This window comes from Streptomyces sp. RFCAC02, from assembly GCF_004193175.1.
Lineage (GTDB): Bacteria > Actinomycetota > Actinomycetes > Streptomycetales > Streptomycetaceae > Streptomyces.
In genome coordinates this window covers 3125945-3152729 of record NZ_SAUH01000001.1, presented here as the reverse complement: position 1 = coordinate 3152729, position 26785 = coordinate 3125945, and the positions used below count along the sequence as shown (strand labels likewise).

Genomic DNA, 26785 nt, shown 5'->3' with positions numbered 1-26785 from the left:
AATCCGGTACGGGCCGTGGTCGGCACCGCGTGGCGGCGCGGGGTCAGCCGCCGATGTACCACCCGCCACCGCCCATCGCGGCGATCGCCACGATCGCCAGGACGATGTCGATCGCTCCGAGGATGACACCGGCCTTTGCCATACCGGTCGGGGTGCCGCGGTTCGCGAGCATGCCGAGCACGATGGCGATCACACCGAGGGGTATCCCGGCCAGGAACAGGCCGACGATGCCGCAGACGAGGCTCGCCACCGCCATGGCGTTGCTGTTCTGTCGCGTACTCGCGTAATGCCCTGCCATCTCCGCCTCCGTCACATTCGTGTCGCTTGCGTCTCGTTCAGGTCATTCGTTCGCCGAGGTTCCGGTTACCCGTGAAACGGAGGAGCACACGGCGCGAGTACGGCGGAGCCCCGTCGGGTCACCTGGGCGCGCCGGCGGGCGGGGCTTCCGTGGCGGCGGGGGCCGTCCGGGGGGATGCGGCGGCGACCCGCCCGCCGCTCCCGGCACGGGGAGCACCGCGCCGCTCCAGGACGGCGGCGGCGCCCGCGAGCGCGAGCGCCGCCAGGGCCATGCCGCTGCCCACCAGGTTGGCCCTGGTGGCGTCGGCTCCGGTGGCCAGGACGAGGCCGCCGAGCCAGGCGGCGAGCGCGTTGCCGAGGTTGAAGGCGCCGATGTTCAGCGCGGACGCCAGGGTCGGCGCTCCGCCCGCGTGGTCGAGGACGCGCTTCTGCAGCGGGGGGACCGAGGCGAAGCCGAACGCGCCGATCAGCGTGAGCGTCACGGCCGCCGCCGCCTTGTCGTGCGCCGTCACCGTGAACAGGGCGAGGAGCGCGGCGAGACCGCCGATCGTCACGGCGAGCAGCCGCATCGGGGCTCGGTCCGCGTACCGGCCGCCGACGAGGTTGCCCACCACCATGCCGGCACCGAAGAGGATCAGCAGCCACGTGACGTCGCTCTCCGCATAGCCGGCGCTTCCGGTCATCATCTCGGCGATGTACGTGATGGCGGCGAACACGCCGCCGAAGCCGAGGATCGTCATGCCGAGCGCGAGCAGCACCTGCGGGTGGCGGAGGGCGGCCAGTTCGGCGCGCAGCGAGCCGGCCCGTCCCCGGGCCTGGGGCTGTGCGGACGTGCGGCCGGCGTCGGCGGGGACGAGGAGGAGGACTCCGGCGAGTGCCACGACCCCGACGCCCGCGATGGCGGCGAAGCTGATGCGCCAGTCGAGGCGCTGTCCGATGAGGGTGGCCAGGGGGACGCCCGCGACGTTCGCGACCGTCAGGCCGGTGAACATCAGCGCGATGGCACGCGCCCGCTGCCCGGGGGCCACCATGCGCGCGGCGACCACCGACCCGATGCCGAAGAACGCGCCGTGGGCGAGGGAGGAGACGACCCGGCCGGCGAGCAGCACGGAGAAGGCGGGGGCGACGGCCGAGAGGGCGTTGCCGAGGACGAAGAGGACCATCATCGCGGTGAGGACGCGTTTCGGGGGCGCCTTGGCCCCGAGGATCGCGATGACGGGCGCGCCGATCACGACGCCGAGCGCGTACCCCGTGGCGGTGGCGCCCGCCGTCGAGGTGGACACGCCGAACTCGGCCTCGAACTGCGGCAGCAGACCGGTGACGGCGAACTCGGTGGTGCCGATGCCGAACGCACCGATCGCCAGGGCCAGGAGTGCGACGGGCACGGGAGTCCCCTCCTCGGTTGGTGGATGACCGCACAGGACGGCGACAGTACGCGCGTACGCCGATAGTTGCAAGCGCGCTATATTGCTGACGCGCCTATTACCGGTAGCCCTCTAGCGGCCCGCGCCGAATATTGCGCGGTCGCTTACCCTGGTGGAGTCCGCCGCGCCGAAGGGAGAGGGCCATGTCACGACCGGAGCCGGCCCTCGCGCAGAGCTGGTGCGCCCTCTCGGCCCTGCACAACCGCATCGAGAGCCACATCGAGAAGGCCCTCCAGTCCGCGCACGGCATCAGCGTGCGCGAGTTCTCCGTGCTCGGCGTCCTCAGCGGGCAGCACGACGGGGACGGCGGCCACTTCCGGATGAACGAGCTGGCCGACGCCGTCGTCCTCAGCCTCAGCGCCACCACCCGCCTGGTGACCCGCCTGGAGGACCGCGGCCTGCTCTCCCGCTACCTCTGCCCCACCGACCGGCGCAGCATCTACACGGACGTCACCGCGGCGGGCGCCCGGCTGCTCGCCGAGGCGGGGCCGACGAACGACCGCGCGCTCGCCGAGGCCCTCGCCGACGCCGAGCGGCGGCCGGAGCTCGCCCCGCTCGCCGCGGCCGTCCGCACGCTCCGGCCGGCCGCCTGACCTGCGACGCGCCGCGGACACCGACACGGCCGATTCCTTCAAGAACCGGGCCGAGGCCCGTGCGTAGCCTGCGGGCATGACACCTCGACTCGACCTGTTCGGCATCATCACCGACGACATGGCCGCCTCCCTGGCGTTCTACCGGCGCCTCGGGCTCGCCGTCCCGGCCGACGCGGACAGGCAGCCGCACGTGGAGATCACCCTGCCGGGCGGCGGACGGCTCGCCTGGGACACGGCGGACACGGTGCGCGCGTTCCTCCCGGACTGGACGCCGCCGCAGGGCGGGCACCGGCTCAGCCTGGCCTTCCTGTGCGAGGGACCGACCGAGGTCGACACCCTGTGGACGGAGCTGACGCAGGCCGGCTACACCGGTGAGAAGGCGCCCTGGGACGCCTTCTGGGGCCAGCGCTACGCCATCGTCCTCGACCCGGACGGCAACCCGGTGGACCTGTTCGCGCCGCTCCCCCAGGCGGAGAGCCCCAGCTGAGCCCCGTCCCGGCCCGGCAGCGCCCCGGCCGAGCCGTCCCCGCTCGCCGCGCCGCCCGGGACCCGGGTGGGGCGGCCGCGCGGGGCCCGGAGCCGTCCCGCGTCAGGACGCGCCGCCGGCAGGGCGCCGGTCGCGTCGCAGCCGCGACCACGGCACACCGGCCAGGTCACGCACGTCGCGCGCCAGGTGCGCCTGGTCCGCGTACCCGGCCAGCGCGGCCACCGACGCCGCCGGCACCCCGGCGTCCCCGTACCGCAGGGCCCGCTGCAGGCGGAGGATGCGGCCCAGCGTCTTCGGCCCGTAGCCGAACGCCCCGGTGCACCACCGTCTGAACTGCCGCTCGCCCAGCCCGGTCCGGCGCGCCGTGGCCGCCACTCCGAGCCCCGCGCCGAGGGCCGCCACCGCCTCCCGGCGCCACGCGGGCGGCGGCGAGGCCGACCGGGCGAGCAACCGTGCCGCGAACGCCTCCAGCGCATCGCCGGTCCGGCCGCCCGGCGCGATGGACCCCAGCCGTTCGGCGGGCTCCCGCACGGCGCGCGGCGACCACAGGTCCGCCAGGGGGACGCGCAGCCCGGTCAGCTCGTCCGCCCGCACCCCGAATACGGCGGGTCCCACGCCCGGTTCGAACCGCACACCGACCGTCTCCACGCGCCGCCCCGTATCCGGGACGACGAACGCCCGCCGGTCCGGGCCGGCCACCGTCAGACACGCGCCGTCCCACAGCAGGTCCATGCACCCGTCCGGCAGGATCCGACCGCCCGGCCCGGCCGTGCCCCGCCACACCCGCGCCGCGCCGAGCACCGCCGAGCGCGCCGGTCGTTCCCTGTACATGGTTCCCCATCGTGGCACGCTGCTGCCGTGCGCCATCTCGGACTGATCACGCTCCTCGTCCCCGACTACGACGAGGCCATCGCCTACTACACCTCCGTCCTCGGCTTCGAACTCCTCTCCGACCTGCCCGTCCACGAACCGGGCAGGCCCAACAAGCGCTGGGTCGTCGTCGCGCCGGGCCGGGACGCCCAGACGGGCCTGCTGCTCGCCCGCGCGGACGGTGAACGGCAGACCGCCCGCGTCGGCGACCAGACCGGCGGCCGGGTCGCCTTCTTCCTCTACACCGACACCTTCGACACCGACTGCCGCCGTCTGAAGGAGGCCGGTGTCTCCTTCGAGGGGGAGCCGAGGAACGAGCCGTACGGCCGGGTCGTCGTGATCGCCGACCGGTACGGCAACCGCTGGGACCTCATCGAACCGGCACCGGCCTGACGGCGTCCGGCACCGCCGGGGCGCCGCCGTCCGGGTCCGCGAAGAGACGGAGCAGTTCGAGCAGGCGGTTCCCGGGCTGGGCGCTCCAGTGCGGCGCTCCAGGCCGGGGGCCGTCCCCGAGCCGGGCGACGGCCCAGCTCAGGTGGAGCAGCAGGACGCGCGCCCACCACACGCCGGCCTCGCCCGGCGGGACCCCGTACCCGGTGAACACGTCGCCGAGCGACCTCGGCGGCACCTTCGCGAACTCGACCGCCGGGTCGGTGACCGCCGCGTCCCCCCAGTCGACCAGTGTCACCGCACCACCGTCCGCGGGAGCGTCCACCAGGATGTTCAGCGCGGAGACGTCGCCGTGGATCAGGACCGGCCGGACCACCGCCTGCGCCGCGAGCCCGGTGAGCCGGTCGCACCAGTCCCCCAGCCAGCGCGCCGGCCCCGGGCCGATCCACCCCTCCGCCGCCGAGCGGTCCACGCCCGGCCGCGGATCTCCCGCCACGTCCTCCACCGGCACACCGGGGAGCGCGGAAGCCGGCGGCCCGGCCCCGTGCAGGAGGGCGAGCTCACGGCCCAGCGCGCGGTGGACGGCCGGCGACGGCTCGCCACCGCCGGGCACCGTGCCCCGTATCCGGCGCAGCAGGAGGTACGGGACGTCCGCCGCGCCGCCGTCCTCGACGATCTCGGGCACGCGCACCCCGAGCCGCGCGGCGTACGGGATGACGACGGCCTCCTTCCGCAGGTCGGCGACCGGCCCGGGCGACCGCCGCGCGACCTTGGCGACCAGCCCGTCCCCGAGGTACCAGGTGTACGCCGCCTCGCCCGCGACCGGCACCGGGCGCACCGCCGCGGACGGGACGCCGTGCCGCCGCGCCACGGCCGCCACCGTTTCCCGCACGGCGGCCGGCGCCGCTTCCTCGCCACCACGATCACTTGCAGTGAGCATCTGCTGTCTCATGGTGGCGACCTTACCCGGGGCCACTGACAATTCGTTACGTGGTGTAGTCGGCGTTGATCCTGACATAGCCGTCCGACAGGTCGCAGCCGTACACCGTCGCCCGGCCCTCGCCGATACCGAGCGTCACGCCGATGTCCACCTCGTCCTGGCTCATGACCCGCGTCAGCCGGGCCAGCACCTCGCCGGTCTGCTCGGCGGGGTAGACCTCGACGTCACCGAACCGCACGGTGACCTTCTCCTGCTCGATGTCCAGGTCGTCGCTGTTCTTGCCGACCGCCATGACGACCCGCCCCCAGTTGGGGTCGGCGCCGTGCACGGCCGTCTTGACGAGCGGCGAGTTGACGATGCTCTTGGCCACCCGCTTGGCCTGCTCACGGTCCCGCGCGCCCTCGACCGTGACCCGCAGCAGCTTGGTCGCGCCCTCGCCGTCCCTGGCGAGCTGCTCGGTCAGATCGAGGCACACCTCCCGCAGGGCCGCGGCGAACGCCACCGCGTCCACGGGGCCCGCCGCGCCGCCCGCGATCACCGCGACGGTGTCGGACGTGGAGGTGTCGCTGTCGACGCTGAGCGAGTTGAACGTGTCGTCCACCGCCGCCCGCAGCGCGCCGTCCAGTTCGTCCGCCCCGACCTCGGCGTCGGTGACGAGGTACGCGAGCATCGTCGCCATGTTCGGCTCGATCATGCCGACGCCCTTGGCCACCCCCACGATGCGGGCGCCACCGACCGCGCGGACCGCCGTCTTGGGCCGGGTGTCGGTCGTCATCATGGCGCGGGCCACGGCCGTCGGATCCGCGTCGAACGCGCCCCACGCACCGGTCAGCCGCGCCCTGATCGGCCCCATCGGCAGCGGCCTGCCGATGACGCCCGTCGAACTGATGAGCACCTCGTCCTCGGCGACGCCGGTCAGCCGCGCCACATGGCCGGCGATCTCCGTCGCGTCGGCCGCGCCCTGCTCACCGGTCGCCACGTTGGCGTTGGAGGCCAGCGTGACGATCGCCCGCAGCCGCCGCCCCGCCGCGTGCCGCCGGCTGACCACCACGGACGGCCCGGCGAACCGGCTGCGCGTGAACATGGCCGCGCTGACGGCCGGCCGGTCGGAGACGATGACCGACAGGTCGTCGCCGGCCTCACGGACCCCCGCGTGCGCGGTGACCGCACGGAAGCCGGCCGGCCACTCCACTGCATCAGTATTCGACATGCCGCATATGATTTCACGCGTCTCGGGCGGCGTCCAGTGGCTTCCCCCGCCCCCCGCCAGCCCCGTACCGGCATGACGAGCGTCGTGAACGTCCCCTGGTCGGCGGACCGCACCACGACCGGCCCGGACTCCGCCGGCACCTCGATCAGCACGTCCGGGTCGAACGCCACCCGCACCCGCCCGCCCGTACAGATCGCGCCCAGGTCGCCCGAGCGCAGCACGAACGGTGACACCGCGTCCGACAGCGCATCGCGCAGAACGGCACGGCACGCGCCTCCTGCCCGGGGGCATACCGGCGGTACCCCGCCGCGTCCACACGCTCCGGGCGGAGCAGACCGCAGTCGTCGTAGAACCGCAGCGCGCTCGGGGCCGGCCCCACCCGGCGGGCGAAGGCACCGATCGCCGGCAGTCCGCCGTCCTCCTCATCGGCCATATGGACGATGCTGGACGTTCAGCCCACTCGAAGGTCAAGCCGCGCCGCCCGCCCGCGATACCGGTTCCGGCGGACGCTGGCCTTGACGCCGACGTCAAGGCATACGGTCGCGACGACAGACCGGCTCTGCACCGTGCCGTCGTCGGAAGGGAACCGCGCATGCGTATCGGAGAACTCGCCGCGCTCGCCGGGACGACACCCCGCGCCCTGCGGCACTACGAGTCCCTGGGGCTCCTCGCCTCCCGCAGGGACGCGAACGGGTACCGCACCTACGACAGCGGTGACCTGCGCCTGCTGCGCCAGATCCAGGCGCTCCAGGCGTTCGGCTTCGGGCTGGAGGAGACCCGCCCGTTCCTGGACTGCCTGCGGGCCGGACACCCGAGCGGCGACACCTGTGCCGGCTCGCTGGCGATGTACCGCGACAAGCTGGCCGAGCTCGAGGCGTGCATCGAGGAGCTGAGCGCCATCCGCGACACCGTCAGGGAACGCCTCGCCCGGGCCGAGCGGGCCGCTCCCCCGGCACCGCCCCGGCCGCTCTGCGAACTGACCGCCCACCGGCCCCCGGCCTGACCCCGCACCGAGGAGAACAGCATGCCGCCGACCACCTCCGGACACGCCCCCCTCACCGAGACCACCGACGACGACTTCGCCACGACGGTGCTCGCGTCCCCCGTCCCCGTCCTGGTGGACTTCACCGCCGACTGGTGCCCGCCCTGCCGGATGGTCGCACCGGTCCTCGCCTCGCTCGCGGCGGAACGGGGGGACTCCCTGCGCGTCGTCAGCCTGAACGTGGACCACAACCCGGTCACGACGGCCAGGTACGGCGTCCTGTCCATGCCGACCCTGATGCTCTTCCGCGCGGGCGAACCGGTGCGCTCCCTGGTCGGCGCCCGGTCCAAGGCACGCCTGCTGCAGGAGCTGGGCGACGACCTCTGATCCCTCGGCTTCTTCACGCGGAGATGTGGTGTTCTGCTTCCTTCCGGCGAGCGACGGGTGTCCGCGCTCCCGGGGGAAGCCTGTCCGTCGCCCATACGGCCATCGCGCAGACCGCGAATCCGGCCCCGAGGAGACTGGAGCCCGCCCAGCCGTGGGCGGCGTACATGGCGGTGGTCGCGGCTGCGCCGACGGCGGAGCCGAGCGAGTAGAAGACCATGTAGGCGCCGGTGACGCTGCTGGTGCGCCCGGGGTGCGCCGAGGTGAGCACGTGCTGGTTGCTCACGTGCACGGCTTGGACGGCGAAGTCGAGGGCGACGATCCCGATGACGAGGAGCCCCAGTGTCCACGGCAGGTGCGCGATCGCCGCCCACGAGAGGACGAGCAGCGTGAGCGCGAGGCCGGTGACCCGAGCCGTCCGTCCGGCGTCCGCCCACCGCCCCGCCCGTGCGGCGCCGAGCGCGCCGGCGAGCCCCGCGATGCCGAACAGTCCGATCCGGCTCTCGTCCAGGTGCCACGGCGCGTCCGCGAGCGGCAGGGACAGCCCGCTCCACAGCGTCCCGAAGGAGGCGAACGCGAAGAACGCGATGAGTCCCCGCGTCAGCAGGAGACGCTGACCGAAGAGTCCGCCGAGTGAGGCGAGGGCCTGCCGGTACCCCGTGGGCCGGCCGGGTCCCGCCTCCGGTGGCAGGGTGACGAGAACGACGGCCGCGAGCCCGAGCGACAGCACCGCCACCGCGGCGTAGACACTCCGCCAGCCCCACACATCGGCGAGCGTGCCGGTGACGACGCGCGCGCCCAGGATGCCGACCACGACGCCCGAGGTCACGAAGCCGATGTTCCGTCCGCGGTCGGCGGGCGGCGACACCGATGCGGCGTAGGCCACCGTGATCTGCACGACGACCGCGAACAGCCCGGACACCGCGAGCCCGGCGAACGCCGTCCACGCTGCCGACACGGATGCCGTGAGGAGCATGCCCGTCGCGGTGACCGCCAGATGCACGGCGATGAGCCGGCGCCTGTCGATGACCACATCGCCGAGCGGCACCAGGAGCACCAGCCCTGCCAGGTAGCCGAACTGGCCGGTCGCGACGATCCATCCCGCCTGCGATGCCGGCAGTCCGAGGTCACGCCCCATCGGTTCCAGAACCGGCTGTGCCGCATAGATGCCGGCCACGGCGACACCGCACACCGCCGCGAGCAGAAGCCGCCGCCACACGTCCATCGCGCCCCAACCCCAGTGAGTAGCTGATTGCAACCATTTTGACGGTAGGGCATGATGGTTTCAATAAGCAACTCATCGGAGGTGTCATGCCGCGCACCGCCCTGCGCGCCCCGAAGCCCGACTGGACCGACCCCGACTGTCCCGTCGCCCGCGCCCTCGACTTCGTCGGCGACAGGTGGAGCTTCCTCGTCATCCGCGATGCGATGGACGGAGCGCGATCGTTCACCGAGTTCCGGCGACGAACCGGGATCGCCCGCAACATCCTCACCGAGCGCCTGCGACGGCTCACCTCGTACGGACTTCTCGCCCAGCGCGCCGCGCCGTCGGGCCGCCGCCAGGAGTACGTCCTCACCGACGCCGGGCGCGACCTCTTCCCCGTCATCCTCACCCTGCGCCAGTGGGGGGAGCGCCACGCCTTCGCCCCCGGTGAGGCCCGCTCCACCCTCGTCGACGGGCACGGAATCCCCGTACCGGAGATCGTGCCGACCGGCGCGGACGGCAGCCCTCTCGATTCCTGTACCGCCCACGTGCAGAAGGCGCGTTAGAGGGCGTTCTCCGACGGGTCCCGAAGCGACGGGCGCCTCAGAAGCCGCCCTCCATGTTGACGAAGCGTGAGTAGTGACCCTGGAACGCCACGGTGATGGTGGCCGTCGGGCCGTTGCGGTGCTTCGCGACGATGAGGTCCGCCTCGCCCGCGCGCGGCGACTCCTTCTCGTACGCGTCCTCGCGGTGCAGCAGGATCACCATGTCCGCGTCCTGCTCGATCGAGCCCGACTCGCGCAGGTCGGAGACCATGGGCTTCTTGTCGGTGCGCTGCTCAGGACCTCGGTTCAGCTGGGAGAGGGCCACGACCGGTACCTCCAGCTCCTTCGCGAGCAGCTTCAGGTTCCTGGACATCTCGGAGACCTCCTGCTGCCGGCTCTCGGGCCGCCGGCTGCCGCCGCTCTGCATGAGCTGGAGGTAGTCGATGACGACGAGCCGGAGGTCGTTGCGCTGCCTCAGGCGACGGCACTTGGCGCGGATCTCCATCATCGACAGGTTGGGGGAGTCGTCGATGTAGAGCGGGGCCTCGTTGACCTCGGCCATCTGGCGGGCGAGCCGGTTCCAGTCCTCGTCGGTCATGCTGCCGGACCGCATGTGGTGCAGGGCGACGCGCGCCTCGGCGGACAGCAGGCGCATCGCGATCTCGTTGCGCCCCATCTCCAGGGAGAAGATCACGCTGGGCAGTTTGTGCTTGATGGAGCAGGCCCTGGCGAAGTCGAGCGCCAGAGTGGACTTGCCCATCGCAGGACGAGCCGCGATCACGATCATCTGGCCGGGGTGCAGGCCGTTCGTCAGCGAGTCGAGATCGGTGAAGCCCGTGGGGACGCCCGTCATCTCGCCGCTGCGGTTGCTGATCGCCTCGATCTCGTCGAGCGCGCCCTCCATGATCTCGCCGAGCGGCAGGTAGTCCTCGGCGGTGCGCTGCTCGGTGACCGCGTAGACCTCGGCCTGCGCGCTGTTCACGATGTCGTCGACGTCGCCGTCCGCCGCATAGCCCATCTGGGTGATACGCGTGCCGGCCTGTACGAGGCGGCGCAGAACCGCCCGGTCGTGGACGATCTCCGCGTAGTACTCCGCGTTGGCCGCCGTCGGGACCATGTGGACGAGCTGGTGCACATAGCCGGCGCCGCCGACCTTGGCCAGCTCGCCGCGCTTCGTCAGCTCGGCCGAGATGGTGATCGGGTCGGCCGGCTCGCCCCGGGCGTACAGGTCGAGGATGGCGGCGTAGATCGTCTCGTGGGCCGGCTTGTAGAAATCCTGACCCCGCAGGACCTCCACGACATCGGCGATGGCGTCCTTCGACAGCAGCATGCCGCCCAGCACGGACTGCTCGGCGGCCAGGTCCTGCGGCGGGACGCGCTCGAAGGCGGCTCTCTCGTCCGGCTCGCCCTCGGCGCTGCGCCGGGGCCGGGAGACGACCGTCCGCTCCGCCGTCTCGATGTCGTCCCACGAAGGACCCGCGTGTTCGAGATCAGCCATCGATCCCGCCTCCTCCCGGCCAGGCGAACCGCCCCGTCGTTTCTCAGTGATACGGCACAGCTCTGACATCCACCGGCCGGTGCGGGGCCTACGCTACGAGCCCCGGCGGAAGAGGACCAACCAAGTTATCCACAGGCTATGTGGATTTCAGATCGCACCCTGTGGACAGCCGCCCCTTTCCTGTGGACGACGGGGGGTCCGGCGGGGGACAACGCTGTGGAGAACCCGATCAAGATCATCGAAAAAGCCGCCTGACCTGCGGGTTCACCATCCACCACCTGTGGGTGGAAAAAAGTTCGAACCTTCCCTCCGCGCGCCGCCGCACCGGCCGCGACAGCGTGTGACCACCAGCACGAAGTAAGGGTCAGTTCACCATTGCATCTCTTACCTGTGGATGTTTGGATCGGAGCATGCCAGCCACCGTCCCGGGCGCACGCCGCCACGACCGGGAGATCCTCGCCCTCGCGCTCCCCGCGTTCGGCGCACTCGTCGCCGAGCCGCTGTTCCTCATGGCCGACAGCGCCATGGTCGGACACCTCGGCACCCCGCAGCTCGCCGGCCTCGGCGTGGCCGCCGCCCTGCTCGGCACGGTCGTCAACGTGTTCGTCTTCCTCGCCTACGCCACCACCGCCGCCGTCGCCCGCAGCGTCGGCGCCGGCGACCTGGCCACCGCGATCCGGCGCGGCATGGACGGCGTCTGGCTGGCCCTCCTCCTCGGCACCGTCCTGTTCACCGTGGTGCTCGCCACCGCGCCCGCCCTCGTGGACCTCTTCGGCGCATCGGCCACCGCCGCCCCCCACGCCACGACCTACCTGCGCGTGAGCGCCGCCGGCATCCCGCCCATGCTCATGGTTCTGGCCGCCACCGGCATTCTGCGCGGCCTCCAGGACACCCGCACCCCGCTGCGTGTCGCCGTCGCCGGCTTCGCCGCCAACCTCCTGCTCAACGCGCTCTTCATCTACGGCCTCGGCCTCGGCGTCGCGGGGTCCGCCTGGGGCACGGTCGCCGCCCAGTTCGGCATGGCCGCCGCCTACCTGCGCGTGGTCGTCCGCGGCGCCCGCCGGCACGGCGCCGACCTCCGCCCGAGCGCCGCCGGTCTCCTCGGCAACGCCCGCGCCGGAGCGCCGCTCCTCATCCGCACACTGTCACTGCGCGCCGTCCTGCTCATCACCACCGCCGTGGCCGCCCGCTTCGGCGACGCCGAGATCGCCGCCCACCAGATCGCGCTCACCGTGTGGACGCTCCTCGCGTTCGCCCTCGACGCCATCGCCATCGCCGGCCAGGCGATCATCGGCCGCTACCTCGGCGCCGGCGACGCCCCCGGAGCGCGCTCGGCCTGCGCCCGCATGGTGCGCTGGGGCGTCGTCTCGGGACTGGTCCTTGGCCTGCTCACGGCCGCCGCCGCACCGGTGCTGCTGCACCTGTTCACCGGGGACGAGGACGTACGCGGCCACCTGCTGCCCGTGCTGCTCGTGGCCGCCGTCTGCCAGCCGGTCGCGGGCGTGGTGTTCGTGCTGGACGGGGTCCTCATGGGCGCCGGGGACGGCCTCTACCTGGCGGGCGCCATGCTGGTGACCCTCGCCGTCTTCGCCCCGGTGGCACTCCTCGTGCCCGTGCTCGGCGGCGGCATCACCGCGCTGTGGTGGGTCTTCGGCGGCCTGATGATGGCCACGCGGCTCGTCACCCTCGCGCTCCGCGCGCGAACGGGCCGCTGGGTGGTCACCGGAGCGGCCCGCGCCTGACGCCGGCGCTACCCGGACACACCGATGGCCGCGCACCGCCGCTCGGACGGGGCGCGGCCATCGCGCGGGTCACTTCGCGGCGTCCACCTGGAGGCCGACGTTCGCGACGACCTCGGGGTGCAGCCGGACGGAGATCCGGTGCGTGCCGAGGCTCTTGATCGGCGTGGTCAGCTCGATGCGGCGCTTGTCCACATCGGGGCCGCCCGCGCTCTTCACGGCGGTGGCGATGTCGGCCGGCGTGACCGAGCCGAACAGCCGGCCGCCCGTGCCGGCACGGACCTTCAGCCGGACCGTGACGCCCTCGAGCTGGGTCTTCACCTCGTTGGCCTGCTCGATCGAGGCGATCTCGCGGATCTTGCGACCGCGGCGGATCTGCTCGACGTCCTTCTCACCACCGCGGGTCCACCGGATGGCGACACCGCGGGGCAGCAGGTAGTTGCGGGCGTACCCGTCCTTCACCTCGACGACATCGCCGGGCGCGCCGAGGCCGGAGACCTCGTTGGTCAGGATGATCTTCATGATGCGTGAGCCACCCGTTCCTTATCGCGCGGTCGAGGTGTAGGGCAGCAGCGCCATCTCACGGCTGTTCTTCACGGCCGTGGCGACGTCGCGCTGGTGCTGGGTGCAGTTGCCGGTGACCCGGCGGGCACGGATCTTGCCGCGGTCGGAAATGAACTTCCGCAGCAGGTTCGTGTCCTTGTAGTCGACGTAGGAGATCTTCTCCTTGCAGAAGACGCAAACCTTCTTCTTGGGCTTGCGCGCAGGCGGCTTCGCCATGGTGTCTCTCCGGTGAGTTCAAACAGAAGTTGGGTGGGAGCCGTCCGTCAGAACGGGGGCTCGTCCGAGTAGCCACCGCCACCGCCGCCCCAGCCGCCACCGCCGCCGCCCTGGCCGCCGGCCGGCGCGCCCGTGGCCCAGGGGTCGCCCGCGGGCGCGCCCTGACCGCCACCGCGGCCGCCCTGGCCGCCGGGCTGACCGCCGCCCTCGGGGCCGCCCCAGCCGCCGCCACCGCCCTGGCCGCCGCGCCCGCTGGCACGGGTGACCTTGGCCGTGGCGCTGCGCAGGCTGGCGCCGACCTCGTCCACCTCCAGCTCGAAGACCGTGCGCTTGACGCCCTCCCGGTCCTCGTACGACCGCTGCTTGAGGCGGCCCTGCACGATGACACGCGTCCCCTTGGTGAGGGACTCGGCGACGTTCTCCGCGGCCTGCCGCCACACCGAGCAGGTGAGGAAGAGGCTCTCGCCGTCCTTCCACTCGCTGGTCTGCCGGTCGAACATGCGCGGGGTGGACGCGACACGGAACTTCGCGACCGCCGCACCGGATGGGGTGAAGCGCAGCTCGGGGTCGTCGACCAGGTTGCCGACGACCGTGATGACGGTCTCGCCTGCCATTGGGGGAACCTCTCGGCGGGGGTTAACTGCTGTTGCTGCGATGATTGCTTACGGCACTGACAGTGCTGCTCGAAATGCCGGACATTCCCGGCCGTTCCCCTGCCTCAGTGGGTGGCGGGGCGGAGGACCTTCGTCCGCATGACCGACTCGTTCAGGTTGAGCTGGCGGTCGAGCTCCTTGACGAGAGCCGGCTCGGCCTGGAGGTCGATGACGGAGTAGATGCCCTCGGGCTTCTTGTTGATCTCGTAGGAGAGCCGGCGACGGCCCCAGGTGTCGACCTTCTCGACCTTGCCGTTGCCCTCACGGACGACGGACAGGAAACTCTCGATCAGGGGGGAGACAGCGCGCTCCTCCAGATCGGGGTCGAGGATCACCATCACCTCGTAGTGACGCATGCGGAAACCCACCTCCTTCGGACTCAGGCGGCCACGGTCGTTCCGTGGCAGGAGGGTCGTGATGCGTGTGCCCGCCGCCTCCGCGACGGAGGGGCGGACAGTACACCGTACCCGGTCCAGCCGTTCCGGTTGAAATCGGGCCGGAAGAGGGAGCACCCTGGACCAAGGAGGACATTCACGTCCAGGAGGTGTCATCCATGGCACAGGCCGCGCATCACGGGCCGCTGGCCCGCGCGCTGAACACCGACGGCCGGTCCCACCCCAGAGAGAACGGCCTCGCCGTCCTGACGCTCGTCCTGGGGGCGATCGCAGCCGTCACCTGCATCTTCTCCGGACTGCACATCCTGAGCGCCTGGGTCGGCATCGCCGGGCTGCTGGTGGGCGGCTGGTCCCAGATGAACTCCGCCACGACCGGGCAGCGCGTCCTCACGGTTCTCGGACTCGGGGCCGCCGGCATCGGTCTGTACATCGGCATGGCGAACGGCGGGCCCTGGAACGGCTGGCTCGACTGACGCGCCCCGGGGCGCGCGGACCGGACCGTCCGCCAACTATCCGGCCCTACGGGCGGCCGTACGGGACGGGCGCCGTTAGGCTTCCGGCCAGACCCTGCGATTGACGCAGCCGGCGACCGGAGGAGCGCCCCGTATGAGCCTGACCCTGAGGACCATCAGCCGCGAGGAGCACCTGGCGTACATCGACTCACTGCCGTCGGCCAGCCACATGCAGGTCCCGGCGTGGGGCGACGTGAAGTCCGCCTGGCGCTCGGAGTCGCTCGGCTGGTTCGACCGGGTGGGGCAGATGGTCGGCGCCGGCCTGGTGCTGTACCGCCAGGTGCCGCGGGTGAAGCGGTATCTGGCGTACCTGCCCGAGGGACCGGTGATCGACTGGTTCGCGCCGAATCTCGAGGAGTGGCTGAAACCGATGCTCGCGCACCTCAAGCAGCAGGGCGCGTTCTCGGTCAAGATGGGGCCGCCCGTCGTGATCCGGCGCTGGGACGCCGCGGCCGTCAAGGCCGGCATCCAGAACCCCGACGTCAAGCGCCTGAAGGACGTCCAGGCCACGTTCATCGAGCCGCGTGCCTTCGAGGTGTCCGACCGGCTGCGCCGCATGGGGTGGCAGCAGGACGAGGACGAGGGGGCCGGCTTCGGCGACGTGCAGCCCCGGTACGTCTTCCAGATCCCGCTGCGCGGCCGGTCGCTCGAAGAGGTCCACGCCGGCTTCAACCAGCTGTGGCGCCGCAACATCAAGAAGGCCGACAAGGCGGGCGTCGAGGTCGTGCGCGGCGGCTACGAACACCTGCCCATCTGGCAGCACCTGTACGAGATCACCGCGGAGCGCGACCACTTCAGGCCCCGCCCGCTCAGCTACTTCCAGCAGATGTGGCAGGCCCTGAACCGCGAGAACCCCGACCGCATGCGCCTCTACATCGCGCAGCACGAGGGTGAGCCGGTGGCCGCCGCCACGATGCTCATCGTGGGCGGACACGTCTGGTACTCGTACGGCGCATCGGCCAATCACAAGCGCGAGGTCCGCCCGTCGAACGCCATGCAGTGGCGGATGCTGCAGGACGCGTACGCCCTCGGCGCCCACGTCTACGACCTGCGCGGCATCGGCGACGCGCTGGAGGACTCGGATCACCTCTTCGGCCTGATCCAGTTCAAGGTCGGCACGGGCGGCGAGGCCGCGGAGTACCTCGGTGAGTGGGACTTCCCGCTGAACAAGCTGCTGCACAAGGCGTTCGACATGTATATGTCGCGTCGCTGACCCGCTCGCCGTCCTCACGCCCACCGCCGACGCCGAAGACGCCGCCGACACCGAAGACACAGAGAACACCGAAGACACAGAGAAGAGGTCCCATCGGCCATGGCGCTCACCCTCTACGTCGACACCGACCGCTGGCGGGCGCACCAGCGGTCGGTGCTGGCTGACTTCCCCGACCTGATCCCGGTCTGCAAGGGGAACGGTTACGGTTTCGGCCATGACCGCCTGGCCGAGGAGGTGGACCTCCTCGGCACCGGCATCATCGCCGTCGGCACCACCTTCGAGGCCGCGGCCATGAAGGACCGCTTCAGCGGCGACATCCTCGTGCTCACGCCCTACCGGCGCTCCGAGGAGCCGGTGCCGCTGCCCGACCGCGTGATCAGGTCGGCGTCGTCCGTCGACGGCGTGTACGGCCTGGTCGGCTCGCGGGTCGTGGTCGAGGTGATGAGCTCGATGAAACGGCACGGCGTGACACCGCGCGACCTGGGGAAACTCCAGGCGGCGCTGGACGACGTCCGGCTTGAGGGCTTCGCCATCCACCTGCCGCTCGACCGCACCGACGGGTCGGACGCCGTCGAGGAGGTCATCGGCTGGATGGACCGTCTGCGGGCGGCCCGGCTGCCGCTGGACACGATGTTCGTGAGCCACCTGACGTCGCAGGAGCTGGCGCGGCTGCGTCAGCAGTTCCCGCAGACCCGGTTCCGGGCCCGCATCGGGACCCGGCTGTGGCTCGGCGACCACGGGGCGACCGAGTACCGGGGCGCGGTCCTGGACGTGACGCCGGTGGCGAAGGGCGACCGGTTCGGGTACCGGCAGCAGAAGGCGCCGGGGGACGGCTGGCTCGCCGTCGTGGCCGGCGGCACGTCGCACGGGGTCGGTCTGGAGGCGCCGAAGGCCCTGCAGACGATCACGTCGCGCGCCAAGGGCATGGCCCGCGCCGGTCTCGCCACGGTGAACCGCAACCTGTCCCCGTTCGTCTGGGACGGGAAGCAGCGCTGGTTCGCCGAGCCGCCGCACATGCAGGTCTCGATCCTCTTCGTCCCCGCGGAGGCGCAGGGGCCGAAGGTCGGGGACGAGCTGAAGGCGATCCTGCGGCACACGACCACGACCGTCGACCGGGTCGTCAACCGCTGACCGCACAGACGGCGGCAGCCCCGGGTCCGGACCGGGGCTGCCGCTCATTCATGCCGATCGCGGCATGAGGGCCGCGAGGGGTCGGGTCAGCGCTCGACCTCGCCGCGGATGAACTGCTCGACGCTCTCGCGGGCCACGTCGTCGAAGTACTGGACCGGCGGGGACTTCATGAAGTAGGAGGACGCCGACAGGATCGGGCCGCCGATGCCGCGGTCCTTGGCGATCTTCGCGGCGCGCAGCGCGTCGATGATGACGCCGGCCGAGTTCGGGGAGTCCCAGACCTCGAGCTTGTACTCCAGGTTCAGCGGGACGTCACCGAAGGCGCGGCCCTCCAGGCGGACGTACGCCCACTTGCGGTCGTCGAGCCAGGCGACGTAGTCGGACGGGCCGATGTGCACGTTCTTCTCGCCGAGGTCCCGGTCGGGGATCTGGGAGGTGACGGCCTGCGTCTTGGAGATCTTCTTGGACTCCAGCCGGTCGCGCTCCAGCATGTTCTTGAAGTCCATGTTGCCGCCGACGTTCAGCTGCATCGTGCGGTCGAGGATGACGCCGCGGTCCTCGAAGAGCTTCGCCATCACACGGTGGGTGATGGTGGCGCCGACCTGCGACTTGATGTCGTCGCCGACGATCGGGACACCGGCCTCGGTGAACTTGTCCGCCCACTCCTTGGTACCGGCGATGAAGACCGGCAGGGCGTTGACGAAGGCGACCTTGGCGTCGATGGCGCACTGGGCGTAGAACTTGGCGGCGCTCTCGGAGCCGACCGGCATGTAGCACACGAGGACGTCGGCCTTCGTGTCCTTCAGGACCTGGACGACGTCGACGGGGTCCTCGTCGGACTCGACGATGGTCTCGCGGTAGTACTTGCCGAGACCGTCGTGGGTCTCGCCGCGCTGCACGGTCACGCCGCTCGGGGGCACGTCGCAGATCTTGATGGTGTTGTTCTCGCTGGCGCCGATGGCGTCGGCGAGGTCGATGCCGACCTTCTTGGCGTCGACGTCGAAGGCCGCGACGAACTCGATGTCCGAGACGTGGTATTCGCCGAACTGGACGTGCATCAGACCCGGGACCCGGCTGTCCGGGGAGGCGTCCTTGTAGTACTCGACGCCCTGTACCAGCGATGCGGCGCAGTTGCCCACGCCGGCGATGGCTACGCGAACCGAACCCATACCGGTTTGCTCCCTGTTGTGTGTGCTTGACATACCCCGCTCCGTCGCGGGGTGGTTATGTGGTGGTGTCGTCGGACGGCGGCCGGTCGCGCCGACGCCCACCGTCACGGTCGTCACGTCGCTCGCGCTGGTCGCGCCCTTCCCGCTCGCTCTCGATCAGTTCGTTGAGCCAGCGGACCTCGCGCTCCACGGACTCCATGCCGTGGCGCTGCAGTTCGAGGGTGTAGGCGTCGAGCTTCTCCCGGGTGCGGGCCATGGAGGCGCGCATCTTGGCGAGACGCTCCTCCAGCCGGCTGCGGCGTCCCTCCAGGACGCGCATGCGCACGTCCCGGGACGTCTGGCCGAAGAACGCGAAGCGGACGCCGAAGTGCTCGTCCTCCCACGCGTCGGGGCCGGTCTGGTCGAGCAGTTCCTCGAACCGTTCCTTCCCCTCGGCGGTGAGGCGGTAGACGATCTTGGCGCGGCGGTTGGACAGCGGGACGGCCGCGCGGGGGTCGTCCGGGTGGCGGCCGCTCTCCTCGGCCAGCCAGCCCTGCTGCACGAGGGCCTTCAGGCACGGATAGAGGGAACCGTAGCTGAACGCGCGGAAGACGCCGAGCGAGGTGTTGAGCCGTTTCCTCAGCTCGTATCCGTGCATCGGGGACTCGCGCAGGAGACCGAGGACGGCGAACTCCAGAATCCCTGACCGCCGGCTCACCGGGGAAACCACCTCCGTCCTCATGCGCGTGCCGTGCCTTGCCTGTCCGTCCGGGTGCCTGCCGTGCCGTTCGCACGGTCATGTCGTCGTCATGCCGCCCCGATGTATCGGTGCGATACATCCTGACGATAGAGGGGGCACCATCTCTCGGCAAGCGGGGGGTGAGTGAACGGGATCACATCGGCGGTTCACCCGGTCGTTTCGTGCGGATTGACCCGCACCGTGGACAAGGGGGATTGCGGTGCTGCGTAGTCTTGGGGCCGTGCGCACCACCATGGCGGGGAACCTCACGGCGCGAAACGGCGTCCAGGTCGGTGGTGCCGTGCGCCCGAACATCCATCCGGGGCGCGCGTCGGGGGAGTCGAAGCAAGCAGAAGTGTCTGCCGTCACCAGGCGATGGCGTCTGTCCGAGGAGTAGCTGTCCCATGAGCGAGCACCGTCGCAAGCAGCCGCCGAGCCGCGGCCGCCGGGCCGCGGCGCCGTCCGGCCGCAGAGCCGGGCCGCCGCCCCCGCCGCCGTCCGAGGGAGCCACACGGTCGGAGGGCGGCCCCGGCGCGACGGCCGAGCGCCCGTACGGCAGCCGTGCCGAGGCGAGGCGCGCGGCGCAGCGCTCGGGCCGGCGCCGGGGCAAGCCGGAGGTCCGCAAGAAGCGGTTCATCGACTACCCGCGCTCCGGGTACACGGGGCTGCGCCGCTGGGTGCCGTCCTGGCGCCAGGTGCTCGGGTCCGCCCTGACGTTCTTCCTGATGCTCATCGGCCTCGTCGGCGTCGCCTACGCGATGATCGACATCCCGCCGGCGAACGCCCTCGCCCAGGTGCAGAGCAACACGTACTACTGGGCCGACGGCTCCGAGATGACCGTCACGCGCCCGAGCGACACGAACATCACCCGCCAGTCGCTCGCGCCCGAGGAGATCCCGCAGGACACCAAGGACGCGGTCGTCGCCGTCGAGAACGAGTCGTTCTGGACCGACCGGGGCATCGACCCGATCGGCATCGGCCGCGCGATGCTCAACATGGCGCGGGGCGGTGACGTCCAGTCGGGCTCGACGATCACCCAGCAGTACGTGAAGAACTTCTACCTCAACTCCGACCAGACGCTCTCGCGGAAGTTCAGGGAGCTGCTGCTGTCGGTGAAGGTCAGCGCCGAGCAGTCGAAGGAGGAGATCCTCGCCGGCTACATCAACAGTGCCTGCTGGGGACGGGGTGCCTGCGGTATCCAGGCCGCTTCGCACGCCTACTTCGACAAGGAGCCGGAGGAGCTGACCATCAGCGAGAACGCGTTCCTCGCCGGTCTGCTCAAGGGTCCCTACCTGTACGACCCGTTCGACGAGAACGGCAACACGGACGAGGAGCGCCAGGAGCGGGCCACGAACCGCTGGCTCACCGCGATGCAGCGGCTTCTCGACGGCGGCGTGGTCGATCAGGCCGAGTACGACGAGATCATCGAGGCCGGCTTCCCCGAAGTGGTCGAGTTCCAGCCGGGCGCGGGCCAGGAGGGCCAGATCGGCTACCTGGTCAATCTCGCGAACCACTACATCATCTCCAGCACCGAGGAGACCGCGAACCCGGTCACCCAGGAGGACCTGGACAAGGGCGGCTACTCGATCTGGACCACCTTCGACAAGACGATGATGGAGCAGATGGAGGAGGCGGTGCAGACGACGATCGAGAACAACCTCGATCCGGAGAACCGCCCCGAGGACCGCTACGTCCAGTTCGGCGGCGCGGCCGTCGAACCGGGTGACGGCGCGATCCGTGCCATCTACGGCGGCGAGGACTACCTCGAGCACTACCTCAACAACGCCGACAGTCCGAACGTCCAGGTCGGTTCGACGTTCAAGCCGTTCGTCCTGGCGGCGGCCTTCCGGGACGGCATCCGAGATCCCGACAAGGGACCGGACCAAGGCCCCGAGGACAGAACGAGACTCTCGCCCGACAGCGTCTACCGCAGCGAGAACCACCTCCCCATCGTGACGTACGACGGGGAGCCCGCCATGGTCGAGGACGCGGAGACCGGCGAGGACGTGCAGTGGGAGCAGGAGAACTTCGAGGGCGGTGACCAGGGCGACATCACCCTGCGACAGGCCACGAACGTCTCGGCGAACAGCCCCTTCGTCCAGCTCGGCATGGACATCGGCACCCAGACCGTGGCCCAGGCGGCCGTGGACGCCGGCGTCCTCGAATCCAGCCTCGGCACGGTCAACGACACGGTGCCCACCTTCGCGCTCGGTGTGTCGACGCCGGGTCCGATCCGTATGGCCAGTGCCTACAGCACCTTCGCCGCGAGCGGTGAGCAGAACGACCCGTACTCCGTGACCAGGGTCGAGCAGGGCGGCAACACCGTTCTCGAGCACGAGGGGGACCCGGAGCAGGCGTTCAGCTCGGATGTCGCGGACACGGTCACCGACATGCTCACCGGTGTGATCCAGGAGGGCAGTGGTATGGGGGCCAAGGACATCGGGTTCCCCATCGCCGGCAAGACCGGTACCACGGACGACAACCGCAGCGCCTGGTTCATCGGCTACAGCTCGGAGCTGTCCACCGCCATCGGCATGTGGCGGCAGGCCGACTCCGAGGAGGACATCGTCGAGGGCGACGATGTGCAGCCCAACGAGTTCCTCCCCATGTACGGCACGGCCGGCAAGGACAAGATCAACGGTGGTTCCCTCCCGCTGGAGACGTGGAAGCGGTTCATGAGCGCCGCCTCCAACGGCGAGGAGGAGGACTTCCCCGAGGCGCCGGACGACCTCGGCGAGGTCGTCTGGGACGACCAGGCGGAGAGCCCGACTCCGGAGATCACGGAGGAGGAAGAGGAGGACCCGACGGAGGAGCCGACGCAGGAGGAGACCCAGGAGGAGCGGCCGACGCAGGATCCCACGCAGGAGGAGCCGACCGAGGAACCGACGGACGACCAGACCACACCGTCGGGGAACGAGACGTGTGGCGGCTGGGTCAACCCCTGTTCCGATGACGGCGGTGGATCCGAAGGGGACACCGAGGGCGATACCGAGGGATCAGAAGGCACATCCGAGGGGGACACCTCCGGCGAGGAGACGGACGAGGGCGCCAGCGAAGGCGCCGACGCGGGCGAGGGGGACAGCAACACGATCTGGTAGCTGCTTCCCGGTCGCTGTGCCCTGACCGGGGCACAGCGGGGCCGTGCGGCAGGATGTGGACATGGATCACCCCACTCCGCGTCCGGTCGCACGGCCCTCCGCCGAGGACGGGGTCGCCGCCGCGGCCAGTGAGCTGATCGGCGGCCCCATCGGCCGGCGGGCGGTCTCCACCGGAGACCCGCGGACCCCCCTCCGGGTCGTCGCACTGGTCATGATCGGGATGTTCGCGCTCGGGATGGCGCAGAAGGCGTCCTGCTACCACGGGGGCTGGTTCTCCGGCCCGGCGGACCAGTACACCCACGCCTGCTACTCCGACATCCCCCATCTCTACGGAGGCCGCGGCTTCGCCGACGGCCTCACCCCGTACTTCGACCGCATCCCCGAGTCGGTATCCACCATGGAGTACCTCGAGTACCCCGTGCTGACCGGCCTCTTCATGCAGGTCACCGCGTGGCTCACCCCCGGTTCCGACCCGCGCCCCGAACAGCTCTACTGGCTGATCAACTCGTCACTCCTCATGGTGTGCGCGGTGGTCCTCGTCATCTGTGTGAGCCGCACCCACGCGCGCCGCCCCTGGGACGGGATGCTGGTCGCCCTGTCCCCCGCCCTCGCGCTCACCGCGACGATCAACTGGGACCTCCTCGCCGTCGCCCTCGCGGGAGCCGGGCTGCTCATGTGGTCGCGCAGCCGGCCGCTGGCCGCCGGGCTGCTCATCGGCCTCGCCACCGCGGCCAAGCTCTACCCGGCTCTGCTGCTCGGTCCACTGCTACTGCTGTGCTGGCGGGCCGGTAAGTGGCGTCCCTTCCTCACGGCCGCCGGCGCCGCCGTCACCGCGTGGCTCGCGGTCAACCTCCCGGTCGCCATCCTGGCCACCGAGGGATGGGCGCAGTTCTACACCTTCAGCAGGGAGCGCCCCGTCGACTTCGGCTCCTTCTGGCTGATCATCGCCCAGCGGGCCGACACGACGCTCGACTCGGTGAACGTCTGGGCCACCCTCCTGGTCCTCCTGGGCTGCGCCGCCCTGGCCGTTCTGACGCTCTCCAGCGCCCGCCGTCCACGCCTGGGCCAGCTCGCCTTCCTGGTGGTTGCTCTCTTCGTCATCACCAACAAGGTCTACTCGCCGCAGTACGTTCTGTGGCTGATCCCGCTCGCCGCCCTGGCCCGACCGCGCTGGCGGGACATTCTGATCTGGCAGGCGTGCGAGGTGCTCTATTTCATCGGCATCTGGATGTACCTCGCGTACCTCAACACCGAGGGCAACGATGGGCTCCCCACCGGGGGCTACCAGTGGATCGTGCTACTGCACCTCTTCGGCACGCTCTACCTGTGTGTGATGGTCGTCCGGGACATCCTGCGCCCCGCCGAGGATCCGGTCCGCCAGGACGGCTCCGACGACCCGGGCGGCGGAGTCCTGGACGGGGCAGCCGACCGCTTCACGCTGCGGCGTCCCCGCCCGGTCTCCCCGCCGCCCCCGACCGCCTACGCCGGCTGGGGCATCGGTGCCGAAACGACTCACCCCACGGACGTTTCACGTGAAACATGACCGACATGACCGACAGAGCAGGCAGCACGAGCCGAGCGAAACGGAACAAGCCGAGCCCGGGTCCTCCGGCTCTTCGGTGAGCCGTACCGTCCCCGCCGCCGGAGTCGGCACAGCCGGCGCGCTCCGTGCGCTGCTGCGCCTGGCCGGGTTCCGCCGACTGCTGACCGTCCGTCTGCTCTCCCAGTTCGGGGACGGCGTCTTCCAGGTCGGTCTGGCCACCTACGTCGTGTTCTCCCCCGAGCAGCAGACATCGCCGGGTGACATCGCCGCCGCGATGGCCGTCCTCCTCCTGCCCTATTCGCTGCTCGGCCCGTTCGCGGGCGTCCTGCTGGACCGGTGGCGCAGGCGGCAGGTCCTCCTCCACGGCAACCTGCTGCGCAGCCTGCTGGCCCTCCTCACCGCCGCCCTGGTCATGGCCGACGTCGCCGACTGGCTGTTCTATCTGGCAGCGCTGTCGGTCACCGCGGTCAACCGCTTCATCCTGGCCGGTCTCTCCGCCGGGCTGCCCCGGGTCGTGCACCGGGAGCAGCTCGTCGTCGCGAACTCCCTGTCCCCGACAGCCGGAACGCTGGCCGCCACCATAGGCGGCGGGGCCTCCTTCGTGGTCCAGCTCGTCGCCCGTTCCCAGGGGGCCGAGGACGCCGCGGCCCTGGTGCTGTCGGCGGCCATCTACACGGTCGCGGGTCTGTCCGCTCTCACGATGGCCGCCGACCTCCTCGGGCCGGCCGGCGACACCTCCGTCCCCCGGCTCGCGACCGCCATGGCCGACGCCGCGCGTGGCCTCGCGGCGGGGCTGCGCCACTTGGCCGTGCGCCCCCTCGCGGCCCGCTCCCTCGCGGGCGTGGCTGTCATGCGGTTCTGCTACGGCGCGCTGCTGGTCCTCGTGCTGATGCTCACCCGCTACGGATGGTCCGAGGGCGACGACGACGGCATGGCCCTCCTCGGCCTGGCCGTCGCCGTGTCCGGCGCCGGATTCTTCGTGGCCGCCGTCGTCACACCGCCGGCCGTGGCGCGCTGGGGCGCCCTGCGGTGGTTCAGCTTCTGCGCGGGTACCGCCACCGTCCTGGTGCCCGCTCTGGGGCTCACCTTCAGCCCGGTGCCGATCATGGTCGCTGCCTTCGTCCTCGGGCTGGTGACGCAGGGCGCCAAGATCGTGACGGACACCGTGGTGCAGTCCTCGGTGGACGACGCCTACCGGGGACGTGTCTTCTCCCTCTACGACATGCTCTACAACGTCGCGTTCGTGGCGGCGGCCGGCCTCGCGGCACTGGTCCTGCCGTACGACGGCCGCTCGCCGACGCTGGTGGTGACGGTGACCGTCCTCTACGCCGGCACCGCGCTGCTCGCCCATCGGCTCACCAGCCGGGCGGTTTCACGTGAAACGGTCACTTCTGGGCGGACCACCACGTCCTGAGCGCCGCCTCCGCCGCTTCGCGGCCCAACGGCCCTTGCTCGATCCGCAGCTCCAGGAGGTACCGGTAGGCCCGTCCCACCTCCGGCCCCGGGCCGACGCCGAGGGCCGTCATGATCTCGTTGCCGTCGAGGTCGGGCCGGATCGCCTCCAGCTCCTCCTGCTCCCGGAGCCGCTCGATCCGCTCCTCAAGGCTGTCGTACGCCTGGGAGAGGGCCAGGGCCTTGCGCCTGTTGCGGGTCGTGCAGTCCGAGCGGGTCAGCTTGTGCAGCCGGGGCAGCAGCGGCCCGGCGTCACGGACGTACCGGCGCACGGCCGAGTCCGTCCACTCCCCGGTGCCGTAGCCGTGGAAGCGCAGGTGGAGCTCCACCAGCCGCGCCACGTCCCGCACCATGTCGTTCGGGTACTTCAGACGCGTCATCCGCTGCTTGGTCATCTTGGCCCCGACGACCTCATGGTGGTGGAACGAGACACGGCCGTCCGACTCGAAGCGCCGTGTCCTCGGCTTCCCGATGTCATGCAGCAGCGCCGCGAGCCGCAGCACCAGATCGGGCCCCTCCTTCTCCAGCCCGATGGCTTGCTCCAGCACGGTCAGACTGTGCTCGTAGACGTCCTTGTGCCGGTGGTGCTCGTCCCGTTCCAGCCGGAGCGCCGGGATCTCGGGCAGGACCCGGTCGGCGATGCCGGAGTCGACCAGAAGCGTGATGCCCTCGCGGGGGTGCTCGCTCAGGAGCAGCTTGTTCAGTTCGTCCCGGACCCGCTCGGCCGAGACGATGTCGATCCGCTCCGCCATGGCGCGCATCGCGGCCTGGACCGGCTCGGCGACGGCGAAGTCGAGCTGAGCCGCGAACCGGGCCGCGCGCATCATGCGCAGCGGATCGTCGGAGAAGGACTCCTCCGGGGTTCCCGGCGTCCGCAGGACACGGCGCGCGAGGTCGCTCAGGCCATCGTGCGGGTCGATGAACTCCTTGCGCGGCAGGGCGACGGCCATCGCGTTCACGGTGAAGTCCCGGCGCCGCAGGTCCTCGTCGAGCGAGTCACCGTACGCGACCTCCGGCTTGCGGGAGGTCCGGTCGTACGCCTCGGAGCGGTAGGTGGTGATTTCCAACTGGAAGTCACGCCCGTCCTGCGCCTCGGGCACCCTCTTCCGGCAGCCGACCGTGCCGAAGGCGATCCCGACATCCCACACCGCGTCCGCCCAGGGCCGGACGATCCGCAGCACGTCCTCGGGGCGGGCATCGGTGGTGAAGTCCAGGTCGTTCCCCAGCCGGCCCAGCAGCGCGTCCCGCACCGAGCCGCCGACCAACGCCAGGGAGAAGCCGGCCTCGGCGAACCGCGCGGCCAGGTCGTCGGCGACGGGAGCGACGCGCAGCAGCTCGCCCACGGCCCGCCGCTGCACCTGGTTCAGCTCCGGAGCGGCAGGACGGAAGTCGGTGTCTTTGGTGTCGTTCGGCACAACAGCACAGGGTACGTGGCCGGTGCTCGTCGGGTGTCCGGCCAGGTCCGGGAAGCGCGGCACCCGGGCCGGTCGATCATCGTTACCATGAGGGCCGATTCATGACGAGGGAACGGGGCTTACGCGTGCCAGAGGCTGCAGAG

27 protein-coding genes and 1 pseudogene are annotated in these 26785 nt (G+C 71.2%); 13 read left to right on the top strand and 15 right to left on the bottom strand.

Features of this window, described 5'->3' with window-relative positions:
* Positions 1 to 43: 43 nt before the first annotated feature.
* Together EMA09_RS14715 and EMA09_RS14710 are read right to left on the bottom strand one after the other, a co-directional pair.
* Entirely contained in the window at positions 44 to 298 is a 255-nt protein-coding gene (locus EMA09_RS14715; protein ID WP_129841491.1) for a DUF4190 domain-containing protein, read from the bottom strand.
* A 118-nt stretch (positions 299 to 416) separates the two neighbouring features.
* A complete protein-coding gene (locus EMA09_RS14710; protein WP_129841490.1) occupies positions 417 to 1682 on the bottom strand; it encodes an MFS transporter in 1266 nt (421 codons plus the stop codon).
* A 182-nt stretch (positions 1683 to 1864) separates the two neighbouring features.
* On the opposite strand from EMA09_RS14710, the gene EMA09_RS14705 reads away from it, so the two are divergent.
* Both EMA09_RS14705 and EMA09_RS14700 read left to right on the top strand, forming a co-directional pair.
* The gene (locus EMA09_RS14705) at positions 1865 to 2314 is read left to right on the top strand and encodes a MarR family transcriptional regulator (RefSeq protein WP_129841489.1); all 450 of its coding nucleotides are present in this window, start codon (positions 1865 to 1867) and stop codon (positions 2312 to 2314) included.
* A 76-nt stretch (positions 2315 to 2390) separates the two neighbouring features.
* Positions 2391 to 2801, top strand: a complete 411-nt coding sequence (locus EMA09_RS14700; protein WP_129841488.1) for a VOC family protein — start codon at positions 2391 to 2393, stop codon at positions 2799 to 2801.
* Positions 2802 to 2903: 102 nt separating this feature from the next.
* Here the strand turns inward: EMA09_RS14700 and EMA09_RS14695 are convergent, their stop codons facing one another.
* The gene (locus tag EMA09_RS14695; protein ID WP_129841487.1) at positions 2904 to 3632 is read right to left on the bottom strand and encodes a helix-turn-helix domain-containing protein; all 729 of its coding nucleotides are present in this window, start codon (positions 3630 to 3632) and stop codon (positions 2904 to 2906) included.
* A 27-nt stretch (positions 3633 to 3659) separates the two neighbouring features.
* Between EMA09_RS14695 and EMA09_RS14690 the strand changes: the two genes are divergently transcribed.
* Complete coding sequence (locus EMA09_RS14690) at positions 3660 to 4064, top strand: VOC family protein (RefSeq protein ID WP_129841486.1); 405 nt, start codon at positions 3660 to 3662, stop codon at positions 4062 to 4064.
* Here the strand turns inward: EMA09_RS14690 and EMA09_RS14685 are convergent.
* The 3 genes and pseudogenes from EMA09_RS14685 to EMA09_RS14670 all read right to left on the bottom strand — a co-directional run.
* Complete coding sequence (locus EMA09_RS14685) at positions 4042 to 5013, bottom strand: aminoglycoside phosphotransferase family protein (protein ID WP_168220730.1); 972 nt, start codon at positions 5011 to 5013, stop codon at positions 4042 to 4044. The two genes, EMA09_RS14690 and EMA09_RS14685, sit on opposite strands and share 23 nt — an antisense overlap.
* 34 nt (positions 5014 to 5047) lie before the next feature.
* Positions 5048 to 6211, bottom strand: coding sequence for a bifunctional glutamate N-acetyltransferase/amino-acid acetyltransferase ArgJ (argJ, locus tag EMA09_RS14680; protein ID WP_129841484.1), 1164 nt, complete (start codon positions 6209 to 6211; stop codon positions 5048 to 5050).
* A 265-nt stretch (positions 6212 to 6476) separates the two neighbouring features.
* A pseudogene (locus EMA09_RS14670) lies at positions 6477 to 6644 on the bottom strand (MerR family DNA-binding transcriptional regulator); the annotation flags it as partial.
* A 159-nt stretch (positions 6645 to 6803) separates the two neighbouring features.
* On the opposite strand from EMA09_RS14670, the gene EMA09_RS14665 reads away from it, so the two are divergent.
* Together EMA09_RS14665 and trxA are read left to right on the top strand one after the other, a co-directional pair.
* Positions 6804 to 7214, top strand: coding sequence for a MerR family transcriptional regulator (locus EMA09_RS14665; RefSeq protein WP_129841483.1), 411 nt, complete (start codon positions 6804 to 6806; stop codon positions 7212 to 7214).
* Positions 7215 to 7235: 21 nt separating this feature from the next.
* Positions 7236 to 7580: a thioredoxin gene (gene trxA, locus EMA09_RS14660; RefSeq protein ID WP_129841482.1), complete on the top strand. Its 345-nt coding sequence runs from the start codon at positions 7236 to 7238 to the stop codon at positions 7578 to 7580.
* Positions 7581 to 7593: 13 nt separating this feature from the next.
* On the opposite strand, the gene EMA09_RS14655 is transcribed toward trxA, so the two are convergent.
* Positions 7594 to 8802: an MFS transporter gene (locus tag EMA09_RS14655; RefSeq protein ID WP_129844045.1), complete on the bottom strand. Its 1209-nt coding sequence runs from the start codon at positions 8800 to 8802 to the stop codon at positions 7594 to 7596.
* Positions 8803 to 8888: 86 nt separating this feature from the next.
* Here EMA09_RS14655 and EMA09_RS14650 point away from each other — a divergent pair, with 86 nt between their 5' ends.
* Complete coding sequence (locus EMA09_RS14650; RefSeq protein WP_129841481.1) at positions 8889 to 9347, top strand: helix-turn-helix domain-containing protein; 459 nt, start codon at positions 8889 to 8891, stop codon at positions 9345 to 9347.
* Between the two features lie 37 nt (positions 9348 to 9384).
* Here the strand turns inward: EMA09_RS14650 and dnaB are convergent, their stop codons facing one another.
* Entirely contained in the window at positions 9385 to 10824 is a 1440-nt protein-coding gene (dnaB, locus tag EMA09_RS14645; RefSeq protein ID WP_129841480.1) for a replicative DNA helicase, read from the bottom strand.
* A 410-nt stretch (positions 10825 to 11234) separates the two neighbouring features.
* On the opposite strand from dnaB, the gene EMA09_RS14640 reads away from it, so the two are divergent.
* The gene (locus EMA09_RS14640; RefSeq protein ID WP_129841479.1) at positions 11235 to 12566 is read left to right on the top strand and encodes an MATE family efflux transporter; all 1332 of its coding nucleotides are present in this window, start codon (positions 11235 to 11237) and stop codon (positions 12564 to 12566) included.
* A 69-nt stretch (positions 12567 to 12635) separates the two neighbouring features.
* Here EMA09_RS14640 and rplI read toward each other — a convergent pair whose 3' ends face one another.
* From rplI to rpsF, 4 genes are all read right to left on the bottom strand, one after another.
* The gene (rplI, locus tag EMA09_RS14635) at positions 12636 to 13085 is read right to left on the bottom strand and encodes a 50S ribosomal protein L9 (protein WP_129841478.1); all 450 of its coding nucleotides are present in this window, start codon (positions 13083 to 13085) and stop codon (positions 12636 to 12638) included.
* Between the two features lie 21 nt (positions 13086 to 13106).
* Entirely contained in the window at positions 13107 to 13343 is a 237-nt protein-coding gene (gene rpsR, locus EMA09_RS14630) for a 30S ribosomal protein S18 (protein ID WP_003978893.1), read from the bottom strand.
* A 47-nt stretch (positions 13344 to 13390) separates the two neighbouring features.
* The gene (locus tag EMA09_RS14625; protein ID WP_129841477.1) at positions 13391 to 13957 is read right to left on the bottom strand and encodes a single-stranded DNA-binding protein; all 567 of its coding nucleotides are present in this window, start codon (positions 13955 to 13957) and stop codon (positions 13391 to 13393) included.
* A gap of 104 nt (positions 13958 to 14061) precedes the next feature.
* Positions 14062 to 14352: a 30S ribosomal protein S6 gene (rpsF, locus tag EMA09_RS14620; RefSeq protein WP_129841476.1), complete on the bottom strand. Its 291-nt coding sequence runs from the start codon at positions 14350 to 14352 to the stop codon at positions 14062 to 14064.
* A 197-nt stretch (positions 14353 to 14549) separates the two neighbouring features.
* Between rpsF and EMA09_RS14615 the strand changes: the two genes are divergently transcribed.
* The 3 genes from EMA09_RS14615 (at position 14550) to EMA09_RS14605 (ending at position 17247) form a co-directional block, all read left to right on the top strand.
* A complete protein-coding gene (locus tag EMA09_RS14615) occupies positions 14550 to 14864 on the top strand; it encodes a hypothetical protein (protein ID WP_129841475.1) in 315 nt (104 codons plus the stop codon).
* Positions 14865 to 14997: 133 nt separating this feature from the next.
* On the top strand, positions 14998 to 16116 hold the full coding sequence (locus EMA09_RS14610; protein WP_129841474.1) for a peptidoglycan bridge formation glycyltransferase FemA/FemB family protein: 1119 nt from the start codon (positions 14998 to 15000) through the stop codon (positions 16114 to 16116).
* Between the two features lie 99 nt (positions 16117 to 16215).
* A complete protein-coding gene (locus EMA09_RS14605; protein ID WP_129841473.1) occupies positions 16216 to 17247 on the top strand; it encodes an alanine racemase in 1032 nt (343 codons plus the stop codon).
* Between the two features lie 86 nt (positions 17248 to 17333).
* On the opposite strand, the gene EMA09_RS14600 is transcribed toward EMA09_RS14605, so the two are convergent.
* Both EMA09_RS14600 and EMA09_RS14595 read right to left on the bottom strand, forming a co-directional pair.
* Positions 17334 to 18416: an inositol-3-phosphate synthase gene (locus EMA09_RS14600; protein WP_129841472.1), complete on the bottom strand. Its 1083-nt coding sequence runs from the start codon at positions 18414 to 18416 to the stop codon at positions 17334 to 17336.
* A gap of 55 nt (positions 18417 to 18471) precedes the next feature.
* Positions 18472 to 19113: a PadR family transcriptional regulator gene (locus EMA09_RS14595; RefSeq protein WP_129841471.1), complete on the bottom strand. Its 642-nt coding sequence runs from the start codon at positions 19111 to 19113 to the stop codon at positions 18472 to 18474.
* A gap of 425 nt (positions 19114 to 19538) precedes the next feature.
* Between EMA09_RS14595 and EMA09_RS14590 the strand changes: the two genes are divergently transcribed.
* The 3 genes from EMA09_RS14590 to EMA09_RS14580 all read left to right on the top strand — a co-directional run bounded on the left by EMA09_RS14590 (position 19539) and on the right by EMA09_RS14580 (position 25189).
* Positions 19539 to 22232, top strand: coding sequence for a transglycosylase domain-containing protein (locus EMA09_RS14590; RefSeq protein ID WP_168220729.1), 2694 nt, complete (start codon positions 19539 to 19541; stop codon positions 22230 to 22232).
* A 61-nt stretch (positions 22233 to 22293) separates the two neighbouring features.
* Complete coding sequence (locus EMA09_RS14585) at positions 22294 to 23775, top strand: glycosyltransferase 87 family protein (protein ID WP_129841469.1); 1482 nt, start codon at positions 22294 to 22296, stop codon at positions 23773 to 23775.
* A gap of 76 nt (positions 23776 to 23851) precedes the next feature.
* Positions 23852 to 25189: an MFS transporter gene (locus tag EMA09_RS14580; protein ID WP_129841468.1), complete on the top strand. Its 1338-nt coding sequence runs from the start codon at positions 23852 to 23854 to the stop codon at positions 25187 to 25189.
* Here the strand turns inward: EMA09_RS14580 and EMA09_RS14575 are convergent.
* Positions 25161 to 26642 carry a CCA tRNA nucleotidyltransferase gene (locus tag EMA09_RS14575; protein ID WP_129841467.1) on the bottom strand — a complete coding sequence of 494 codons (1482 nt, stop codon included), beginning with the start codon at positions 26640 to 26642 and terminating at the stop codon, positions 25161 to 25163. The two genes, EMA09_RS14580 and EMA09_RS14575, sit on opposite strands and share 29 nt — an antisense overlap.
* Between the last annotated feature and the right edge of the window lie 143 nt (positions 26643 to 26785).

Excerpts from the sequence above, each read along its gene's own strand:
- EMA09_RS14715 (WP_129841491.1), bottom strand. The coding sequence starts at position 298 with ATGGCAGGGCATTACGCGAGTACGCGACAGAACAGCAACGCCATGGCG.
- EMA09_RS14705 (WP_129841489.1), top strand. The coding sequence starts at position 1,865 with ATGTCACGACCGGAGCCGGCCCTCGCGCAGAGCTGGTGCGCCCTCTCG.
- EMA09_RS14700 (WP_129841488.1), top strand. The coding sequence starts at position 2,391 with ATGACACCTCGACTCGACCTGTTCGGCATCATCACCGACGACATGGCC.
- EMA09_RS14695 (WP_129841487.1), bottom strand. The coding sequence starts at position 3,632 with ATGTACAGGGAACGACCGGCGCGCTCGGCGGTGCTCGGCGCGGCGCGG.
- EMA09_RS14685 (WP_168220730.1), bottom strand. The coding sequence starts at position 5,013 with ATGAGACAGCAGATGCTCACTGCAAGTGATCGTGGTGGCGAGGAAGCG.
- argJ (WP_129841484.1), bottom strand. The coding sequence starts at position 6,211 with ATGTCGAATACTGATGCAGTGGAGTGGCCGGCCGGCTTCCGTGCGGTC.
- EMA09_RS14665 (WP_129841483.1), top strand. The coding sequence starts at position 6,804 with ATGCGTATCGGAGAACTCGCCGCGCTCGCCGGGACGACACCCCGCGCC.
- trxA (WP_129841482.1), top strand. The coding sequence starts at position 7,236 with ATGCCGCCGACCACCTCCGGACACGCCCCCCTCACCGAGACCACCGAC.
- EMA09_RS14655 (WP_129844045.1), bottom strand. The coding sequence starts at position 8,802 with ATGGACGTGTGGCGGCGGCTTCTGCTCGCGGCGGTGTGCGGTGTCGCC.
- EMA09_RS14650 (WP_129841481.1), top strand. The coding sequence starts at position 8,889 with ATGCCGCGCACCGCCCTGCGCGCCCCGAAGCCCGACTGGACCGACCCC.
- dnaB (WP_129841480.1), bottom strand. The coding sequence starts at position 10,824 with ATGGCTGATCTCGAACACGCGGGTCCTTCGTGGGACGACATCGAGACG.
- EMA09_RS14640 (WP_129841479.1), top strand. The coding sequence starts at position 11,235 with ATGCCAGCCACCGTCCCGGGCGCACGCCGCCACGACCGGGAGATCCTC.
- rplI (WP_129841478.1), bottom strand. The coding sequence starts at position 13,085 with ATGAAGATCATCCTGACCAACGAGGTCTCCGGCCTCGGCGCGCCCGGC.
- rpsR (WP_003978893.1), bottom strand. The coding sequence starts at position 13,343 with ATGGCGAAGCCGCCTGCGCGCAAGCCCAAGAAGAAGGTTTGCGTCTTC.
- EMA09_RS14625 (WP_129841477.1), bottom strand. The coding sequence starts at position 13,957 with ATGGCAGGCGAGACCGTCATCACGGTCGTCGGCAACCTGGTCGACGAC.
- rpsF (WP_129841476.1), bottom strand. The coding sequence starts at position 14,352 with ATGCGTCACTACGAGGTGATGGTGATCCTCGACCCCGATCTGGAGGAG.
- EMA09_RS14615 (WP_129841475.1), top strand. The coding sequence starts at position 14,550 with ATGGCACAGGCCGCGCATCACGGGCCGCTGGCCCGCGCGCTGAACACC.
- EMA09_RS14610 (WP_129841474.1), top strand. The coding sequence starts at position 14,998 with ATGAGCCTGACCCTGAGGACCATCAGCCGCGAGGAGCACCTGGCGTAC.
- EMA09_RS14605 (WP_129841473.1), top strand. The coding sequence starts at position 16,216 with ATGGCGCTCACCCTCTACGTCGACACCGACCGCTGGCGGGCGCACCAG.
- EMA09_RS14600 (WP_129841472.1), bottom strand. The coding sequence starts at position 18,416 with ATGGGTTCGGTTCGCGTAGCCATCGCCGGCGTGGGCAACTGCGCCGCA.
- EMA09_RS14590 (WP_168220729.1), top strand. The coding sequence starts at position 19,539 with ATGAGCGAGCACCGTCGCAAGCAGCCGCCGAGCCGCGGCCGCCGGGCC.
- EMA09_RS14585 (WP_129841469.1), top strand. The coding sequence starts at position 22,294 with ATGGATCACCCCACTCCGCGTCCGGTCGCACGGCCCTCCGCCGAGGAC.